We start from the raw sequence: 20,203 nt of genomic DNA on the forward strand, positions 1-20,203 counted from the left end.
CCAGCACGAACAAAGGCACCCATATGTCCTCCAGCACTCCGCTGACCCGGCTTGCTGAACGCCTGCAACGGCCCTTCCACCGGGACGGCAGGCCCACCCGGCTGCATCCGGCGTCCCTCTGGACCGAAGCCGGAAGCACGGCGGGCCTTGCCCTCGCCCCGGCCTGGCGCGCCCTCCGCGGGCTCTGGCTTCGCTACGTGTGGCCGGTCCTGTCCGTCGTGAGCGTCCTGGGCTGGTCCGTGCTGGCAGCCTCGGTCGTGCTGTGGACCGTCGGCCAGGCCTTCGGCTGGCAGGAAGCCAAGGCGGCCGCTATCGCCGCGTTCGTCCTGTTCGTGCTCGCCGTCGGCTTCATCCTGGGGCGCTCCTCCTACGGCGTCGTCCTGGACCTGGCCCGGACCCGGGTCGCGGTGGGGGACAGCGCCGTCGGCAGCATCGCCGTCTCCAACACATCCGCCCGGCCGCTGCTGCCGGCGGACCTGGAGCTCCCGGTCGGAGCGGCAACCGCCGTGTTCCACCTGCCCCGGATGAAACCCCAGCAGGTCCACGAGGACCTGTTCACCATTCCCACCGCGCGCCGCGCCGTGATCGTGGTGGGCCCGGTGCGCTCCGTCCGCGCCGACCCGCTGCACCTGCTGCGCCGCCAGGTGCTCTGGACCGAACCCGAAGACCTGTTCGTGCACCCGAAAACCACGGTGCTGGCCGGCTCGGCCGCCGGATTCATCCGCGACCTCGAGGGCATGCCCACCACGGACCTGTCCAGCGCCGACGTGTCCTTCCACGCCCTGCGCGACTACGTGCCGGGAGATGACCGCAGGCACATCCACTGGAAGACCACCGCCCGCACCAACAAACTCATGGTCCGCCAGTTCGAGGAAACCCGGCGCGCGCACCTCGCCATCTCACTGTCCATCAACACGGACGAATACGCCTCCGACGAGGAGTTCGAGCTGGCCATCTCCGCGGCCGCCTCGATTGGACGGCAGGCCATCCGCGAACAGCGGGACCTCGACGTGCTGACCCAAAAAGGTCCGCTGCGTTGCGAAACCGGGCGCAACCTGCTCGATGACATGACGCGGATCGTCGGCGCACCCCAGCGCAAGAGCGCCGTCGACCTTGCCCGGAGCCTGGCGGACACCGTCCCCAACGCCTCCGTGGTGTTCCTGGTGGTGGGCAGCAACATCACCCCCACCCAGCTGCGCTCCGCCTCGGCTTCGGTGCCGCTGGGCGTCCGCAGCCTCGCCGTCCGGCTCCAGCTCGGCGCCGCCCCGGCCCGGGCCAACATTGGCGACCTGACCGTCCTGACCCTCGGCGACCTCTCTGACCTGGCCATCGTGCTGAGGAAGGCGGCAGCATGAGCACCCCACCGCTCCGCCCCCGCTACAACGCAGCCAAGCGTTCCGGCTTTGCCGACGGCCAGCCGCTGTGGCACCTCGCGCTCGACGCCGGTGCCCTCACCGTGCTGCTTGGACTCGGCGTCCTTGGCTTCGGCCTCAGCTTCGGCGGCGATCCGTACTACCTGATCGCGGGCTTCGGCGGCATCCTGCTGGGCCTGGCCCTCGCGGCGGCCTCGGTGCACTTCCGGCTGGGGCTGCTGATCACCGCAGCGCTGACGCTCGGCGTGTATCTCGTCTTCGGCACCGCCCTGGCCGTTCCGGAAGCCTCCTTCGCCGGGGTGCTGCCCACCCTCGACTCGCTGCGCACCCTCCTGCTCGGCGTCGTGTTCGCCTGGAAGGACATGCTCACCGTCGGGGTGCCGGTGGGCACCGCCGGCGGCACACTGATTGTGCCGTTCCTGAGCTCGCTCCTCACCGCGCTGGCTGCCGGGCTGCTGATCTGGCGGCTCAAGAGCCCGTACTGGCCGCTGCTGCCAGTGCTGGTGCTGTTCGTCACCGGCATCGCCTTCAGCACGAACGCGGGGTTCCTCACGGTGGAACGCGGCATCTCACTCACCGTGGTCGCCATCGCGTGGGCCACTTTCCGCCGCGATGCCCTCCGCCGCAGCAACACCCGGAAGATCTCGGTCAACCGGCTGGAGACGGACGAAGCCACCGCCCGCGCGGCCAAGCTGCGCCGGCTGGGAACCGCCGCCGCAGTGATCGCCGTCGCCGTCGGGATCACCGCCATCGCCTCCCCCCTGGTCACTGCCAGCGACGACCGCCGCGTGCTGCGCAACACGATCGTCCCGCCGTTCGATCCCAAGGACTATGTGACGCCGCTGGCGAGCTTCCGGAACTTCGTCAAGGATAAAAAGGACGACAACCTCTTCGTCGTGAAAGGCCTGCCCAAGGACGCCCGGGTGCGGCTCGCCGCGCTGGATTCCTTCAACGGCACCAACTACAACATGGACCCGAACGGTTCCGGCAGCTTCAGCAAGGTGGGCGACGCCAAGTCCCTCAACACCCTGGCCGACTCCACCGGGATTGTGCCCAGCAACAACTACACCCTGGGCATCACCATCGAGGACTACCAGGGCTACTTCCTGCCCGGCGGCCGTAAAACCACCGGGATCAGCTTTGACAGGGACGGCTCGGGTGCCGCCTCAGGGCTGTACTTCAACGCCGGGACGGACACGGCCGTGACCACCAGGGGCCTCGCCAAGGGCGACGCCTACCAGGTCCAGGTTGCCGACCCCGCCACGCTGGAACACGGGCAGCTGACCCAGTACGACTTCGCCAAGCTGTCCCTGCCGGCTCCCGCCGAGGTGCCGCCGGTTGTCGGGTCCCAGGCGAACGACCTCGCTGCCGACGCCCCCACCGCCATCGACCGGGTGCGCCAGATCGAGGCGCACTTCCAGAAGAAAGGCGCCTTCAGCAACGGCCTGATCGCCGACGGCCAGCTGCCCAGCGTCTCCGGCCACGGGGCCAACCGCATCCGCAGCCTGCTCACCGCCAAACAGATGCTCGGCGACGACGAACAGTACGCCGTCGCGATGTCGCTCATGCTGCGCCACCTCGGCATCCCCTCCCGCGTGGTGATGGGGTTCTACCCGGATCCCAAGAGCCCGGAAAACGGTGCTGGCGAAGTGAAGATCACCGGCAAGGATGTCCACGCGTGGGTGGAAGTCGCCTTCGACCGGGTGGGCTGGGTGTCGTTCGATCCCACCCCGCCGAAGGACAACGTGCCCATCCCGCCGGACCCGGAGAACAAATCCAAGCCCAAGCCGCAGGTGCTGCAGCCGCCGCCCCCGCCGCAGGAGCCGGCGGACCTGCCGCCGGACTCCTCGCCGGATGCCCTCGATGCCGACGATAAGAAGAACAACCCCTGGCTGTTCTGGGGCCCGCTCCTCGCGGCGATCGGCATTGCGCTGATCCCGACCGGCATCCTGGCGCTGCCGCTGCTGCTGATCGCGCTGCTCAAGTCCCGGCGCCGGAAGGCCCGTTTCAGCGAAGGCCCACCGGCGCAGCGCGTCGGCGGCGGCTGGAGCGAAATCGTCAGCTTCGCTACGGACCTGGGCGCCGGTGTGGACGCCCGTGCCACCCGGCGGGAGTCCGCCGTCGTGCTCGCGGACGCCTTCCCGGCCGCCGGCGGGTCTACCACGCTGCTCGCCAACCGGGCCGACGCCGCGATCTTCGGCGCCGGCCAGCCGAGCGAGGAGCAGGTGCGGGAGTACTGGGACATCGTGGACGGCTCGCTGAAGGAGCTGACCGGGACGCTCGGGTTCTGGGGGCGGCAGCGTGCCCGCTTTTCGCCGCGCTCCCTGCTCGCCGACGGCCGTACCGCGCTCACACTCCGGGGCCTCAAGCCCAGGCTGCCCGGCATCAGGCGCGCCGCTCGAGCCGGATCAGAATTGCGCGCAGGTACAGTGGAATCCGATCCGGCCGCCGCAGCCCACCGTGATGGTGCTGCCGGTGCCGCGACCGAGTCCAGCCAGACCGCCAGGAAGAACCGCAACGAGCCATGACCGACGACGCCGAGCGCTGCCCGCGCTGCCAGCAGCCACTCCGTCCGGGGGCGGCTTTCTGCACCTCCTGCGGCACGCCGCTGAGCAACCGTTCCGCGCGGAACGCCCGCAACGTGCGGGACCTTCCACACGCCCAGCTGATCCCCGGTAGTATCCCCGTAACGCCGGGCCCGGCTCCGGGCCGCGGACAAGGGGGAGGTCCTTCCATGCCGAGCAAGCTTGAGGTGGTTCCGGCAACTGCCGGAAAGCGGTTGGGAGCGGCCGTGCTGGACTGGCTCCCGCCAGTCACCGCCCTGACCATCCTGTTGGCGATCGGATTCGCCGGTATCACCCGGAGCCAAAGCGGCGGCTTCATCGTGTACGACACCTCATCCCTGGTGCTGTTCGGCGGGATCGGTGCGGGCATCACGCTGGTCTACCTGATGGTTCTGGCCACGCTCGAAGGCCGGACCGGTGCGACCCTGGGCAACCGCCTGATGGGCATCCGCAGCACGGACGCTGACGGCTTCGCTCCGGGCGGGGGAGCGGTGTTCCTGCGCGGCCTCATCACCGGCGCCGGAGTGCTGCTGGCCGTGATCGCCGCCGCTGCCGTGGTGCTGTTCCAATGGTTCGGCGTTGCCCTGCTGGTGATTGGACCGCTGCTGTTCCTGGGGGCGGCCTGGGCTGTCGTCGTGGTGCTGTCCAGTGCCTGGGACCGCAACGGACAGCTCCGCGGCTGGCACGATACGGCCGCCAAGACCCTCGTGTTCGATGTGAAGGCCGGACGCAACCCGGTCACCACCGGCGGCGTCGAGGGCCCTTACAGCTTCGCGCCGCTGGACCTCCCTCCGGTCCAGCAAGTCGCCTCGCCGCTGGCCGCCGCCGCAGCGGGGGTTCCGGCCGCGCCGAACCCCAACCAGTGGCAGCCACCCGCCGCCGTCCAGCCCGCCCCTGCCGCCAATCGGCAACCTGCCGCACTGCCGCGGCCCGACGCCGTGCAGCGTCCCGATTCCGTGCAGCAGCCGGCCGTTGTGCGGCAGCCGCTGGTCCAGGAGCCGGTTCGGCAGACGGCGTCATTCGCGCCGCCCGCCGGATCCGCGACGCTCCAGCCGGGCCCGCATCCCGATGACGACCACGACCGTACGCAGGTCCGCGGCGACAGCCATGCCCCGGTCACTGTGGCGATGCTCCGGATCCGGATCGACGACGGCCGCGACATCGAACTGGACCGCACCGTGCTGATCGGCCGGAACCCTGCCGGGCACCCGGGTGAGGACTCCGTGCAGCTGATCCCGGTCACCGACCCGGGCCGTTCGATTTCCAAGACCCACCTCCATCTGCTCGCCGGAAACGGGGGAGTGTGGGTGACCGACCGCAACTCCACCAACGGCAGCGCTGTGACCACCCCGGACGGTATCCGTACCGCCCTCGCGGCGGGGGAGCCCACCCACGTCCGCCCAGGTTCCACCGTGCACTTCGGTGACCGCTCCTTCTACCTAGGACAGGCATGAACTCCCAGCCGGCCGCCGAGCCCTCCCCAGCCAACTCCGACACTGCCCCCGTGCCGACGCTCGGCAGCCCTTCAGGCAGTTCCTCCAGCGGTTCCTCCAGCCTGCGGCTCACCTGCGGCTACGGCACCGACCGCGGCCTCCGCCGTGAAATGAACGAGGATTCCTTCATTGCCTCCGATCCCGTCTTCGCTGTCGCCGACGGCATGGGCGGGCATGAGGCAGGCGAGATCGCCAGCGGCATCTGCGTACGCACGCTCGCCGGGATTCCGCAGCTGGCGAGCGGAGGGCGGGACGCCACCGCCGGCGTCGTGCAGGAATATCTGCTGATGGCTGACGAGGGCATCCGCGAGGCCACGGGCTCCCGCGCCGGGACCACGCTCTCCGGCGTTGTGGTGGTGGAGCAGATGGGCGTCCCGTACTGGCTGGTCCTCAATATCGGCGACTCCCGGACCTACCGGCTCAGCCAGGGCAAGCTCAGCCAGGTCAGCGTGGACCACTCCGAAGTACAGGAACTGGTGGATGGCGGGCAGATCACCCAGGCCCAGGCCGCAGTGCACCCGCGCCGGCATGTTGTCACCCGCGCCCTGGGCACCGGCGACGAGACGGAGGCCGACTACTGGTTGCTGCCCATCGAGGAGGGTGACCGGATCCTGGTCTGTTCCGACGGCCTCAACGGCGAACTCGACGACCAGCACATCGCCAACATCCTGCGCTCCCAGTCGGACCCGCAGGCGGCCGTGGATGAACTCATCCAGGCGGCCCTGCGCAGCGGCGGCCGGGACAACGTCACCTGCATCGTGCTGGACGCCACCAACGTGACCAGCGATTACGACGGCTCCGCCCAGACTGCGCCGCGCAGCGCCGCCGCGGCGGAGGACGAGGACACCCTGCCCCGGACTGATGCCCTGGACCTCGCCCCCAACGGGGAACTGGAGCAGGCAGCCGAAGAACCTGCCGCTGGAGAAGCGGCAGCTGAAAAACATGGCAAGGACCCGGATGATGGCAAGCAGTAACCCCGCCGCCGCAGCGCGCTACACGCCCGGCAGCTGGCTCGGCGTTGTGCGCTCCGGAACCGTGGTGCTGCTGCGCCCGGACAGTGCGCCGGCCCTGGTTGACTCGCTGTGGGAGCTCCTCGCCGGCGGCCCCGAAGTGCACGAGGTGCTCGACGCAGTGACGTCGGCCTCGGGCGGTTCGCTCGCCCGGCTGCCATGGTTCGCGATCGTGGCCAGCAACGGCTCCATCCAGGTGTTCCTGCGCGGCGAGATCGACCTCACCGTGGACCTGCCTGCCGGGCCCGTGGAACTGAGCGGCCGCGATGTAACCACCTGGACCGAACGGCGGCTCGCGACGGCCGGCGGATTCAGCCTGACGGTCCCCGGTGCCGCAGCCGCTGGGACATCCGGCGCCGGGTCAGACCTGCTGCCGAACCTGCCGCTGGCCGACGGTGTAGTCCTGCTGCAGGGCCTGAGGATGGACTTCACCGGCGCTGCCGGACAGAGGGACGCCCCGGCGGTCCCAGCCTCGGCTGCAGCCGTTGCGGCTGACCTCGCCGCCGGCGGCCCCGTTGCCGTGGATCTCACCCCGGACGCCGAGGCAGCGCTGAAGGACGAAGTTCTGGCGGCGGCCGAAGCCGACATTGCGGCCGGACTGAGCGACCACGGCGCCTCCGCCGAGACAGTACTGGAGTTCCCCGGCGATGACGCCGAGCACGACGGAACGCTGCACGGAGAACTCGAACCGGAACCTGAGCGGGAACCATCACCCGAGCCGGAACCGCTCCCCGAACCGGCCGAACAGGAGCTGACCAGCAACTACGACCACCTCTGGGAACAGACGGTGATGCGCAACATCGAAGACGCCGCCGTCCGCGAGGACCCCGACGCCGATGCCGACCCCGCTGTCGATTCCGGCAGAATCGAGTCGGATACAGTCGAGTCCGCCAGCGCCGAACCGGCACCCGGGGCCGCTGCAGCGGAAGTGCCAACGGGCGGCGAAACAGTAGCCGGAGCAATGACCGACGCAGCTCCCGGTGCCGCGCCGGAACCTCCCGCGGCACCGCGCCCGGCGGCCCCCACCGCACTGATCGATTCGGTGCCCTGGCACACCGGCGGCGACCGGCCGTCGTCGTCAGCAGCCCGGCCGTCCCTGCCGTCGGCGCCGTCGCCCGCGCCGGCCGCATCGCTGCCGCCCACGGCCCCGCAGGCGCCCGTCGAGCAATTGTCAGCCGCGCAGCCCGACGCCGATGCGGACCACGACGGCCAGACGATCGTGAAGGGCGACCTGGCCGGGGCCGGGCCCCGGCCCGCAGGCGCCCAGCGCTCGTCCACAGGACCGGACACAGGACCGTCCACCGCACCCCTGGTGCTGGCCCGCGTCTGCCCGCAGGGCCACGCAAACCCTTCCACCTATTCCCAGTGTGGCCGCTGCGGGGACCAGCTGCCGGGCGACGGCGTGCAGGTCCGGCGCCCGCGGCTGGGCCGGATGCGCCTGTCCACCGGGGAGCTGATCGACCTCGACCAGTCACTCGTTGTGGGACGCCAGCCCTCGGTGTCGCGCGTCCAGGGCGCCGTGATGCCCAAACTCATCCAGGTGGCGAGTCCCAGCGGAGACATCTCACGTTCACACGTGGAGGTCCGGCTCGAAGGCTGGCACGTCATGCTGTGCGACCTCAAGGCGACGAACGGCACCGTCCTTGTCCGTGAGGGCCAGCCCCCGCGACGGCTGGCCCAGGGCGAGATGGCCATCCTGCTCGACGGCGACATCGCCGAAGTCGGCGACGGCATCTCGCTGCGCTTTGAGGAGATCCCGTGAGCTCAAAACGGCCCGTAGCCCCGCCGCCGATCATCCCGGGCTTCACCTACATCAGCCTGCTCGGGTCCGGCGGATTCTCCGACGTGTACCTCTACGAGCAGGACAGGCCCCGCCGCAAGGTGGCCGTCAAGGTGCTGCTCTCGGACCTCAAGACCGAAGGCGCCCGCCGCCGCTTCGAGTCCGAAGCGAACCTGATGGCGCAGCTGTCCTCGCATCCGTACATCGTGACCATCTTCGAAGCCGAGATCACCGACGCCGGGCATTCCTACCTCGCCATGGAGTACTGCTCCCGGCCCAGCCTGGACGTCCGGTACCGTCGGCAGCGCTTCAGCGTGGACGAGGTCCTCGCCGTCGGCATCCAGGTGGCATCCGCCATCGAGACCGCCCACCGGGCCGGGATCGCACACCGGGATATCAAGCCCGCCAACATCCTGGTGACGGACTACAACCGGCCGGCCCTGACCGACTTCGGCATTTCCGGCACCCTCGCCGGGGACGCCGACGAGGACGCGGGCATGTCCATCCCGTGGTCCCCGCCGGAACAGTTCACCGGCCGCCAGGTCGACGGCGTCCTGGTGGACGTCTGGGCGCTCGGCGCCACGCTCTACACGCTGCTGGCCGGCCGGTCCCCGTTTGTGCTGCCGGGAGCGGACAACTCCCAGCGCGAGCTGATCTCGCGCATCACCAACCTGCCGGTGCCCGGACTGGGCCGCGCCGACGTGCCGGAATCCTTGGAACTGGCGCTCTCGACGGCGATGGCCAAGTCCGCCTCCTCCCGCTACTCCTCGGCGCACGCCTTTGCCCTGGCCCTGCAGCGGATCCAGGCCGAACTGAACCTCTCCGTGACCCCCTTTGAAGTCCTGGAGGAGCCGCGCGCCGAGGAAAACCACCCGGACGACGGCTTTGAGGAAACCCGCGTCCGCAGCGTCGCCTCCATCGATCCGGACGCCACCGGCAACGCCCCCACGTTCCCGGCAAGGTTCCCCGCCGGGGACACCGGCACCACGGCCGACAACGCCACGACGTACAACAACGCAACCATCCAGCGGCCGCCGGCGGTGCCCGGCTTTGACACGCCCGGACCCGGGACTGCGGCCGGTCCTGCCGCCGACGACGATCTCGCCGCCACGGTCAACCGCTCCAGCGCCGCAGCCAGGGACAGGGACTCCAGGGACGGAGCCGGCAGCGCGGACGACGGCGCCGGGGAGCACTTGGCCGACCACGGCCGCAGGAACCTGCTGCTCTCGGTCGTCGGCGGCACCGTCCTGGTGGCCGCCGTCGTCCTGGGGATCGTGGCGGGCACCACCCGTCCGGAGCCGGCGCCGAAAGCGACGGACCAGGTCAGCAAGCCGCCCGCGGATGCCCTGGACAACGGCACCGTCCCGGACGTCACCGGGCTGGCCGGGGTGGCCGGGCCGGCCGGGAAGGTCAGTTTCACCTGGACCAACCCGCAGCCGAAACCGGGGGACAGCTACAAGTGGCGGGTCCACACGCTCAAGGGCGACGGGCAGTACCAGGCCACCGCCGGGCCGGCAGCCGAAATGGCGGCGAACCCGGCCGAACCCAGCTGCATCCAGGTGATGATCGTCCGCAGCGACGGGGCCTCCTCGCCGCTGGGCCCGGACTCCATCGCCTGCGTCCCGAAGTAGCATCACCAACGAGTTTCCAGAAAGGCACGGCACATGGGGGATCTGGCAATAGATTTCTGCGGCGAGTGGCATGAGCCCTCGGACGAGGACATCTTCAGCATCGGCCGCGAGGGCGACCTCGAGGTGGACGACAACCCGTACCTGCACCGGCAGTTCCTGCAGATCGCGCGCTACGACGGCATCTGGTGGCTGAGCAACATCGGCAGCATGCTCTCCGCGACCATCGCCGATGCCTCCGGCGGGATGCAGGCGTGGCTCTCGCCCGGGGCCCGGATTCCGCTGGTCTTCAGCCACACCAACGTCATCTTCACCGCCGGACCCACCACCTACGAGTTCGCCGTGCATCTCCGCACCCCCGCGTTCCGGCAGGAATCGCGCGAGGAGGACAGCGGCGGCGACACCACGATCGGCCCGGTGCTGTTCACCGACTCGCAGAAGGCCCTGATTGTGGCCCTCGCCGAACCCGTGCTGCGCCGCGAAGGGACCGGCTTCAGCGCCATCCCGTCCTCCGCCGACGCCGCCAGGACCCTGGGCTGGGCACTGACCCGCTTCAACCGAAAGCTCGACAACGTGTGCGACAAACTGGACAAGGTGGGGGTCGCCGGGCTCCGGGGCGGCGGCGGAAAACTCGCCACCAACCGCCGCGCGCGGCTCGTGGAACACGCCGTCACCTCGCACCTCGTCACACCGGCGGACCTGTACCTGCTCGACCAGCGCACTCCCGGCAAGGCCGGCACGGCCAAGGGCAGCACTGACCAACCCGGCACCGAAAAGATCGGCGAAGCATGAGAATCCGACTGACGCTGCGCCGCGATCCGGCCGAGGCCAAGGACCTGGCCGTCACCGTGGACGGGCTCGCCACCGTGGCGGACATCGCCACCCAGCTCTGGGCCGCCGACCCGGCACGGCGGGGGACCCCGCCGCCGTCGAACCTTTCCCTCAGCATCGAGGAGGCCTTCGCCGCCGGCGGCATGAAGGGCGGCGTCCTGGACCGCAAGGACAACCTGCTTGAATCCGGGCTCCGGCCGGGCTCCATCGTCTCGCTGACGCAGCTCAGCGAGCAGTTCGGAACACCGGGTGCGAACCGGGGGCCGGCGGCGGCGACGCTGCGCGTGCTGTCCGGGCCCGACGTCGGACGCGAATTCTCGCTGCCATCGGGCACCAGCTACATCGGCCGGGGCCGCGACGCCGACATCAGGCTCGCAGACCCGCTCACGTCCAAGCGGCACGCCCGCATCACCGTCGGCGAGACTGTCGAGATCGTGGACACGAACTCGGCCAACGGGCTGCTGATGGACGGCCTGCCGGTCACCCGCGCCACGCTGAACTCCTCGGACACCGTGGCCCTGGGCGACACGACCGTCTCGGTGGTGTCTCTGGGCACCGGGCACAGTTCCGCGCCGACCTCCCCGCTGATCGACTTCAACCGCTCGCCGCGCGTGGTGCCGCGCTTCGGGCAGCAGAAACGGATGCTCCCCGCCGGGCCCAAGCGCCAGGAGCACCATGCCTTCCCGTACATCATGCTGCTCGCGCCGCTGATGATGGGCGGCATCCTGTTCGCCGTCACCCAGAACGTGCTCTCCGTCGTTTTTATGCTGATGATGCCGCTGTTCATCGTCGGCCACTACGTGGACCAGAAGCTGCAGGCCAAGCGGGAACGCAAGGAACAGCTCAAGCAGTTCCGCGAGTCCATGGCCGCCTTCCGGACGGACATCACCCGGCTGCAGAATGTGGAACGGTCGGTCCGGCTGCAGGAAGCGCCCTCGGTCAGTGACACGGTGGACTCGATCTACAAGCTCGGCCCGCTGCTCTGGACCCACCGGCCCGAGCACACCGGGTTCCTGGGGCTGCGCTTCGGCCTGGGCACCGCACCCTCGCGGATCGAGTTCGAGGAGCCCAACAGCAACGACACCGAAGCCGAATACATGGCGGAAATCCAGGAGTGCATGGCGCAGTTCCGGGACATCGAGGGCGTGCCCGTCGTCTCGCAGCTGCGCTCCGCCGGCTCCTTCGGCCTCGCCGGGTCCCGCGGCCTCGTGGACGATGTGGCGCGCGGCATGGTGCTGCAGCTGGTCGGGCTGCACTCGCCGGCCGAAGTGGTCCTGGCCGCCATCACCTCGGCGCAGTCGAAGGAACGCTGGGAATGGCTGCAGTGGCTCCCGCACGTCGGCTCCGGCCACAGCCCGCTCAGCGGCGACCATCTCGCCGCCGGTCCCGCGGGCGGCTCCGCCCTGCTCTCCCGGCTGGAAGACCTGATCGACCAGCGCGAGGCCGCGTCGCAGACTCCGCGCCCGGCCCTGCGGCCCGGCGTCGACCCGCTCAGCGCGGATCTTTCGGCACCGCTGCTGCCCACCGTCCTGGTGGTCGTCGAGGATGACGCCCCGGTGGACCGCGGCCGGCTCACCCGGGTCCTCGAGCGGGGCCCCGACTCCGGTGTGCACGTGATGTGGGTGGCGTCCTCGGTGCAGCAGCTTCCGGCCGCGTGCCGGGACTTCATGGCGGTCGACGGCGACCACGGCACCACCACCGGCCAGGTCCGGCTCGGCCGGCACACCTTTCCGGTGAGCTGCGAAAGTCTCGACGCCGGGCTCGCCGCCCAGCTGGCCCGGATGCTCACGCCGGTGGTCGACGTCGGCAAGCCGCTGGAGGATGACTCCGACCTGCCGCGCGCCGTCTCCTACGCGACCCTGATCGGCAAGGACTTCCTGGACAACCCGGCGGCCGTGGCCGAACGCTGGACCGAAAACAACTCGGTCCGGGCCTCCGCCGTGCCCAACCGGAAGGACAACGGCACCCTCCGGGCCCTGGTGGGTTCCAAAGGCATCGAACCGCTCTACCTCGACCTCAAGAACGAGGGCCCGCACGCCCTCGTCGGCGGGACCACGGGCGCCGGCAAGTCCGAGTTCCTGCAGTCCTGGGTGATGGGCATGGCCGCGGCCTACAGCCCGGACCGGGTGAGCTTCCTCTTCGTGGACTACAAGGGCGGCGCCGCGTTCGCCGACTGCCTGCACCTGCCGCACACCGTCGGCCTGGTCACGGATCTCTCCCCGCACCTCGTCCGCCGCGCGCTGACCTCGCTGCGGGCCGAGCTGCACCACCGGGAACGGCTGCTGAACCGGAAGAAAGCCAAAGACCTGCTGGAACTCCAGCGCGAGGCGGACCCGGATGCGCCGCCGTACCTGATCATCATCGTGGACGAGTTCGCGGCCCTCGCCACCGAGGTGCCGGAGTTCGTCGACGGCGTGGTGGACGTCGCCGCCCGCGGCCGGTCCCTGGGCCTGCACCTGATCCTTGCCACCCAGCGCCCGGCCGGCGTCATCAAGGAAAGCCTGCGCGCCAACACCAACCTGCGCGTGGCGCTGCGGATGGCCGACGAGGACGACGCGATCGACATCCTCGGCGTGCCCACGGCGGCATACTTCGACCCCTCCATTCCCGGCCGCGGCGCCGCCAAAACCGGCCCCGGCCGGATCCAGGGCTTCCAGACCGGCTACGCCGGCGGCTGGACCACGGAGAAGCCGCAGCGGCCGCAGATCGACATCGTCGAGATGGCCTTCGGCTCCGGACCGGCCTGGGCCGCCCCGGCGCCCGAGAACCCGGTCAAGGAAGAAGCTGCCGGTCTCAACGACATTGCCCGGATGACGGCCAACATCATCAAGGCCGCCGACGTGCTCTCCATTGAGCCGCCGCGCAAACCCTGGCTGGACGAACTCGCCACCACCTACGACTTCTCCAAGCTGCCGAACCCCCGCACCGACGAGCGGCTGCTCCTGGGCGTGGCGGACGACCCCGCGCACCAGGACCAGCCCACCGTCTTCTACGAGCCGGACCAGGACGGCAACATGGCCATCTACGGCACCGGCGGCTCCGGCAAGTCCGCGGCCCTGCGCGGCATCGCGATCGCGGCCGCCGTCACCCCGCGCGGCGGGCCGGTCAACGTCTACGGCATCGACTGCGGCTCCTCGGGGCTGAAAATGCTCGATGAGCTGCCGCACGTCGGCGAGATCATCAACGGCGACGACGTCGAACGCGTCGGCAGGCTGCTGCGCTGGCTCCGGGACCTCGCCGACGACCGCGCGGCCCGCTATTCGGAAGTCCGCGCGTCCACCATCGTCGAATACCGGAAGCTGGCGAACCTGCCGGACGAGAAGCGGATCTTCGTGCTGGTGGACGGCATGTCCTCCTTCCGCGAGGCCTACGAATACAGCAAGCTCTCGGCGCTGTGGGACATCTTCCTGCAGCTCGCCACCGACGGCCGGCCGCTGGGCATCCACCTCGTGGTCAGCGGTGACAGGCCCAACTCGGTGCCGGCGTCGCTGCTGGCCTCGATCCAGCGCCGGCTGGTGCTGCGCCTCTCCTCGGAGGACGACTACCTGTCCATGGACGTGCCCAAGGATGTCCTCGGCCAGGCCTCGCCCCCGGGCCGCGGACTCTTGGGCAACCTCGAAGTGCAGCTCGCGGTGCTCGGCGGCAACTCAAACCTGGCCGTGCAGGCCCGCGAGGTGCACAAGCTCAGCGAGGCGATGCTGCGCCAGGGCGTGGAGCGCGCCCCGCAGATCGAACGCCTGCCGGACCAGGTGGACCTCGAGATCCTGCCCGCCGGCAGCCCGGACCTGCCGGTGATCGGCGTCGACGACGAGACGCTCCAGCCGGCAGAAATCCTGGCCAAGGGCCCGCTGCTGCTGGCCGGGCCTCCCGGTTCCGGCCGCACCGTGGCCCTGGTGACCCTTGCCTACGCGCTGCGCCGCTCCAACCCCGGCGTCGAACTGATCTATGTCGGCGCCCGGCGTTCCGCCGCCGCGTCGCTGAAACTGTGGGACCGCTCCGTGGTGGGCATCGACGACGTCGAGGAAGCCATCGATGAGCTGGTGGACTACTCCACCGGCACGCCGGGCAAGCTGGCGATCTTCATCGAGGGGCTGACCGACTTCACCGACACGGGAGCGGAATCCGGTATCGAACGGCTCGTCACGGCGTCGGTCAAAGCCGAACAGTGGGTGGTCGGCGAATCCGAGACCTCCACCTGGTCCTCGGCCTGGTCGCTCGCCCAGCCGTTCAAGTCCGGCCGCCGCGGCCTGCTGCTCAACCCCGGCGACATCGACGGCGACAGCCTGCTCAGCACCTCGCTGGGCCGGATCAGCACGGACTTCGTCCCGGGCCGCGGCTACATCGTGGGCCGCGGCAAGGTCCGCAAACTCCAGGTCGCGCTGCCGCCCGAGAACCGGAACTGACCCTGTCCCCTCCCAACTAGCTCGCAGCAGGGGCCGTTTTGGGCGCCCAAAACGGCCCCTGCTGCGAGCTAGTTGGGTTCGACGGTGCGGGGATGGGGAGGTCTGCCCATCGACACGTTTTCTGTGGGCAGGGTAGCTTTTAGGCAATGGACTTCCGGAACAGCCGGGGGCCTTTGGGGGACGCCGACAGAATTCGGATCCGTTTCTGTGAATCTAGGAGATAACGCATGGCTATTTGGGGTGCTGACATTGCTCAGCTCAAGACTCTCGGGACCAAGCTGCAGGCCGGTTCGTCAGAGATCGACAAGCAGAAGTCGCTGCTGACCAAGGTGCTCGAGGGCACCGACTGGAAGGGCCCGGACGCCGACAAGTTCCGCAGCGAGTGGAACGGCCAGCACGTTGCCGCCCTGGCGAAGGTCTCCCAGGCGCTGCAGGAGGCCGGCAAGCAGGCCAGCCGCAACGCCACCGAACAGGAAAGCGCTTCCCGCTAGGCCAACGTTCTTTCGTGGAGGGCCCGGACGCAGCAGCGTCCGGGCCCTGCGTGCTTAAGCCCCGCTTTTTGGGCAGCCCGGCGCCCGGGAATCCTGACCGGACAATGACGGCGATCTAGGGCAGGATAGGTCTGTGAGCACAGGGAACACTGCAGCAGAAGCCGAAACACAAACGCCCTCCGAGGCCGTGCGCGAGGAATACGAGGTCCTCGTCGAGGAGGTCCGCAAGCACCGCTTCGCGTACTACCAGGAGGACGCCCCCATCATCTCCGACGCCGAGTTCGACGAGCTCTACCGGCGGCTGGAAACGATCGAGGCCATGCATCCGGAGCTGGTGGCCAACGATTCCCCGACCCAGGAGGTGGGCGGCGAAGTGTCCGCCGCCTTTGCCGCCGTCGAACACCTGCAGCGTATGTACAGCCTGGAGGACGTCTTTTCCCTCGAGGAACTCGAGGCCTGGGTCGCCAAAGCCGAAGCCAACATCACCAAGCTCGGGAACGGGACTCCGGCCTGGCTCACCGAACTCAAGATCGACGGCCTGGCCGTGAACCTGCTCTACCGCGACGGCGTGCTGGTCCGGGCGGCCACCCGCGGCGACGGCTTCACGGGCGAGGACATCACGCACAACGTCCTCACCATCAAGGAAATCCCGCAGCAGCTCAGCGGCGAAGGCTTCCCGGCCGAAATGGAAATCCGGGGCGAGGTGTTCATTCCCTCCAAGGCGTTCGCTGAATTCAACGAGGCCCTGATCGAGGCCGGCAAAGCGCCGCTGGCCAACCCCCGCAACGCCGCCGCCGGCTCGCTGCGCCAGAAGGACCCGGCGGAAACCGCGAAGCGCCCGCTGCGGATGTACGTGCACGGCATCGGCGCCCGCGAAGGGCTTAGCACCGTCAGCCAGTCGGACACCTACCGGCAGCTCGCCGCCTGGGGGCTGCCCACCAGCCCGTACTTCGAGGTGCTGCCCGGGCTCAAGGACGTGCTGGCTTTCATCCGGAACTACGGCGACAAGCGGCACAGCCTCACCCACGAGATCGACGGCATCGTGGTCAAGGTCGACGACTTCGCCACGCAGCGGGCCCTCGGCTACACCTCCCGCGTGCCCCGCTGGGCCGTCGCCTACAAGTACCCGCCAGAGGAGGTCCACACCAAACTGCTGGACATCGCGGTCAACGTGGGCCGCACCGGCCGCGTCACCCCGTACGGCGTGATGGAACCGGTCAAGGTGGCCGGCTCCACCGTGGAGATGGCCACCCTGCACAACCAGGAAGTGGTCATTGCCAAGGGCGTCAAGATCGGCGACATCGTGGTGCTCCGCAAGGCCGGGGACGTCATCCCGGAAATCGTCGGGCCCGTCCTGGCCCTCCGGGACCAGCAGGATCCGCCGGTCCGCGACTTCGTGATGCCCACGGAATGCCCTGCCTGCGGCACGCCCCTGGCGCCGGCCAAGGAAGGGGACGTGGACATCCGCTGCCCCAACTCCCGGTCCTGCCCGGCGCAGCTGCGCGAACGCGTGTTCCACCTGGCCGGCCGCGGCGCCTTCGACATCGAGGCCCTCGGCTGGGAAGCCGCCATCGCCCTGACCCAGCCGGCCGAACCGGCAACGGCGCCGCTGACCACCGAGGCGAATCTGTTCAGGCTGACCCCCGCCGACCTCGCCGACGTCCGCATCCGGCGCGAAAAGCGGTCCAAGGGCGTGGCCACCGGCGAGTTCGAGCTGGTGCCGTACTTCTTCAGCAAGGGCACCGCCAAAACGCCGTCCAAGCCCACGGCCACCACCGACAAGCTGTTCCGCGAACTGGAGAAGGCCAAGACCCAGCCGCTGTGGCGCGTGCTCGTGGCGCTGTCCATCCGGCACGTCGGCCCGCGGGCCTCCCGCGCCCTCGCGACCGCGTTCGGCAGCATGGACGCCATCCGGCAGGCATCCGAAGAGGACCTCGCCCACGTCGACGGCGTCGGCCCGGTGATCGCGGCGGCCCTGACCGAATGGTTCACCGAGGACTGGCACCGCGAGATCGTGGACACCTGGGCGGCCGACGGCGTCCGGATGGCGGACGAGCGCGACGAATCCACGCCCCGGACCCTGGAAGGACTGACCATCGTGGTGACCGGCAGCCTCGAGGGCTTCAGCCGGGATGAGGCCAAAGAAGCCATCCTGATCCGCGGCGGCAAGGCCGCCGGCTCGGTCTCGAAGAACACCAGCTACGTGGTGGCCGGCGAGAATGCCGGCACCAAGCTGGACAAGGCCGAACAGCTCGGCGTGCCGGTCCTGGACGAGGACGGCTTCCGCGCGCTGCTGGCAAACGGCCCGGCGGACAGTGCCGACGGTGGTGCCGGCGGCGGCGCCGAACCGGGGGAGTCGGCGGCCGCCGGCGACCCGGACGCCGGCGACGGCGCGCGTGAGGATGCCGAAGAGGACCACCAGGAAGTTGTGGCCGAATGAGCGCCGACGCACCAGGCGGGTCCGCCGGCTCCCTGCCGGCCGCGCTGCTGGAACTCGCCCGGGCGGCCGCGGCGGCCGGTGCGGCGGTTCTGGCCGGCCGGACCGCGGCCACGCTGGACGTCAGCAACAAGGGTGACTCCGGGGACTGGGTCACCGCTTTCGACCTCGCCGCGGAAACCGCCGTCCGGGACGTCATCACCGGGGCGCGGCCGGACGACACCATCACCGGCGAGGAAGGCGGCACCGTGCTCCCGGCGTCGCCCAGCGGCTACCGCTGGTCCATCGACCCACTGGACGGCACCACCAACTTCATCCGCAACATCGTCTACTACGGCACCTCCGTGGCCGTGGCGGACCCCGACGGCGTCTGGCTGGCCGGCGTCGTCGACGCCCCGGCCCTGGGCCGGACGTACTACGCCCTGCGCGGGCACGGGGCCTGGCTCGAGGAAGACGGCCGGCTGACGCAGCTGTTCGGACCCGCCGCGGGGCGCACCGGGCAGATCCTGGCCACCGGCTTCAGTTACGACCCGGACGTCCGGGCGGAACAGGCCGCGGGGCTGCGCAGCCTCATGGACGGTTTCGCCGACGTCCGCCGCCTCGGCTCCGCGGCCCTGGACCTCTGCCTCGTGGCGGACGGAACCCATGACGCCTACGGTGAACGGGGCCTCAACGAACACGACTTCGCCGCGGGCGCCCTGATCGCAGAGGAAGCCGGCTGCTGGGTCCGCCGTCCGCGGCTGACCAGCCCGCTGGCCGGCGGCCCCTCCGACGACGAACGCCTCGCGGCCTGGACCTGCGCCGGAACCCTGGAGCTCTCCGGCAAGTTCCCGCTCTAGGTCCGCCCGCCGGCGGGGCCGTTCTGATAGTTCAGTCACGGAAACGCCCGATCCGGGACCGGACCGCCGCGCCCGCCCGTAGCATAGACAGGTGCATCCTCAGATCCTCATCCGCCCCGCAGTTCCGGCCGACTACGACGCCATCGCGCGCATCACCCGGGACGCCTACCTGGCCGCGGGCTACTTTGAGAGCGCCGACCACCCGTACATGCGGCAGATCCAGGACGTGGCCCGCCGGGCAGCGAAGGCCACCATCTGGGTGGCCGAACGCGGGGGCCGGATCGTCGGTTCCGTGACCCTGGCCGTGGCCGGCGAACCCTACGCGGACATCGCCCAGGGCGACGAGCTGGAGTTCCGGATGCTGGTGGTGGACCCGGACGTGCAGCGAAGCGGCGCCGGCAAAGCCATGGTCGAGGCCATCCTGGACCATGCCCGGTCGCTGCCCGGGATCAATGCCGTGGCATTGACCACGGGCCTGACCTGGGAAAGCGCCCACGGCCTCTACCAGAAGACCGGCTTCAAGCGGGCCCCGGAACGCGACTGGGTAGTGCCGGACACGGAGATCAAACTGCTGGTTTACCGCCAGCAGTTGTAACCCGCGGTCCCGGCCGCCCTGAGGGCAGGAGCCGCCGGCACATACCGTGACCGTGTAGGGTCTTGGTCAATCGAAGCGCTCCTGGCAACGGCATTCTGGAGGATCCATGGCACCGCGCATCCCCGCCTCAATCGACGGTAAACTCCTCGGCTTGTACCTCTCCGACCACCTGACCGGCGCCACCGCCGGCGTCTCCCGGGTCCAGCGCATGGCCGAGGCCTTCGCCGACACGCCGGTGTCCGCGGAACTCTCCCGGGTCAGCGCGGAAATCACCAAGGAACGGGACATGCTCCTTGGTCTCATCCACGATCTGGGCGTCCGCCAGCGGCCGCACCGCCAGGCCGCGGCTTGGCTGGCCGAGCACGCCGGGCGGCTCAAGCTCAACGGCCGGATCGTCCGCCGGTCGCCGATGACCATGGTGCTGGAGGCCGAGCTGATGCGCGCCGCGGTCCTGGCCAAGCTCGGCGGCTGGCAGACCCTGGAGGAGCTGGCCCCCGAACTCGGACTCGACCCGGCCACGTTCGCCGCCCTTGGCGATGACGCCCGGTCCCAAATCGAGGCCCTCGGCCGAGTCCAGGAGCACGCCCGCAGCAATGCCTTCCGCAAGAACCGGGACATCGGCAGCTGACCGTCGAAACCCTCATTCTCTGACGTGCCGTCTCCGTCCGGGGGCACATTGGGCGTGATTCTCGATGCCGGCGCTGTAATTGACGGCGTGTCCGCGCCAATGTGCCCCCGGAACGCAGTAAGCCCGGCAAG

Annotated in this window: 13 protein-coding genes; all 13 read left to right on the forward strand. The window is 69.9% G+C overall.

Annotation, left to right across the window (positions count from 1 at the left end):
- Positions 1–23 precede the first annotated feature (23 nt).
- The 13 genes from LDO13_RS05340 (at position 24) to LDO13_RS05400 (ending at position 20,072) form a co-directional block, all read left to right on the forward strand.
- Positions 24–1,355 carry a DUF58 domain-containing protein gene (locus LDO13_RS05340; RefSeq protein ID WP_224049004.1) on the forward strand — a complete coding sequence of 444 codons (1,332 nt, stop codon included), beginning with the start codon at positions 24–26 and terminating at the stop codon, positions 1,353–1,355.
- Positions 1,352–3,901 carry a transglutaminase-like domain-containing protein gene (locus tag LDO13_RS05345; protein WP_224049005.1) on the forward strand — a complete coding sequence of 850 codons (2,550 nt, stop codon included), beginning with the start codon at positions 1,352–1,354 and terminating at the stop codon, positions 3,899–3,901. Before LDO13_RS05340 ends, LDO13_RS05345 begins: the two co-directional genes overlap by 4 nt.
- Complete coding sequence (locus LDO13_RS05350) at positions 3,898–5,391, forward strand: RDD family protein (RefSeq protein ID WP_224049006.1); 1,494 nt, start codon at positions 3,898–3,900, stop codon at positions 5,389–5,391. Before LDO13_RS05345 ends, LDO13_RS05350 begins: the two co-directional genes overlap by 4 nt.
- Positions 5,388–6,404, forward strand: a complete 1,017-nt coding sequence (locus tag LDO13_RS05355) for a protein phosphatase 2C domain-containing protein (protein WP_224049007.1) — start codon at positions 5,388–5,390, stop codon at positions 6,402–6,404. The genes LDO13_RS05350 and LDO13_RS05355 overlap by 4 nt, the downstream gene beginning before the upstream one ends.
- Positions 6,388–8,202, forward strand: coding sequence for an FHA domain-containing protein (locus LDO13_RS05360; protein ID WP_346347027.1), 1,815 nt, complete (start codon positions 6,388–6,390; stop codon positions 8,200–8,202). The genes LDO13_RS05355 and LDO13_RS05360 overlap by 17 nt, the downstream gene beginning before the upstream one ends.
- A complete protein-coding gene (locus tag LDO13_RS05365) occupies positions 8,199–9,851 on the forward strand; it encodes a serine/threonine-protein kinase (protein ID WP_224049008.1) in 1,653 nt (550 codons plus the stop codon). The genes LDO13_RS05360 and LDO13_RS05365 overlap by 4 nt, the downstream gene beginning before the upstream one ends.
- Before the next feature lie 33 nt (positions 9,852–9,884).
- Entirely contained in the window at positions 9,885–10,640 is a 756-nt protein-coding gene (locus tag LDO13_RS05370) for a hypothetical protein (RefSeq protein WP_224049009.1), read from the forward strand.
- A complete protein-coding gene (locus LDO13_RS05375; RefSeq protein ID WP_224049010.1) occupies positions 10,637–15,082 on the forward strand; it encodes an FtsK/SpoIIIE domain-containing protein in 4,446 nt (1,481 codons plus the stop codon). Before LDO13_RS05370 ends, LDO13_RS05375 begins: the two co-directional genes overlap by 4 nt.
- 227 nt (positions 15,083–15,309) lie before the next feature.
- Positions 15,310–15,573 (forward strand): hypothetical protein, encoded by a 264-nt coding sequence (locus LDO13_RS05380; protein ID WP_056432770.1) that lies wholly within the window; start codon positions 15,310–15,312, stop codon positions 15,571–15,573.
- Between the two features lie 133 nt (positions 15,574–15,706).
- The gene (gene ligA, locus LDO13_RS05385; protein WP_224049011.1) at positions 15,707–18,013 is read left to right on the forward strand and encodes an NAD-dependent DNA ligase LigA; all 2,307 of its coding nucleotides are present in this window, start codon (positions 15,707–15,709) and stop codon (positions 18,011–18,013) included.
- The gene (locus LDO13_RS05390) at positions 18,010–18,849 is read left to right on the forward strand and encodes an inositol monophosphatase family protein (protein WP_224049012.1); all 840 of its coding nucleotides are present in this window, start codon (positions 18,010–18,012) and stop codon (positions 18,847–18,849) included. Before ligA ends, LDO13_RS05390 begins: the two co-directional genes overlap by 4 nt.
- Before the next feature lie 91 nt (positions 18,850–18,940).
- Positions 18,941–19,444, forward strand: coding sequence for a GNAT family N-acetyltransferase (locus LDO13_RS05395; protein WP_224049013.1), 504 nt, complete (start codon positions 18,941–18,943; stop codon positions 19,442–19,444).
- A gap of 106 nt (positions 19,445–19,550) precedes the next feature.
- Positions 19,551–20,072, forward strand: a complete 522-nt coding sequence (locus LDO13_RS05400; protein ID WP_224049014.1) for a hypothetical protein — start codon at positions 19,551–19,553, stop codon at positions 20,070–20,072.
- Positions 20,073–20,203 lie beyond the last annotated feature (131 nt).

It is taken from the genome of Arthrobacter sp. NicSoilB4 (assembly GCF_019977335.1).
Taxonomy (GTDB): domain Bacteria; phylum Actinomycetota; class Actinomycetes; order Actinomycetales; family Micrococcaceae; genus Arthrobacter.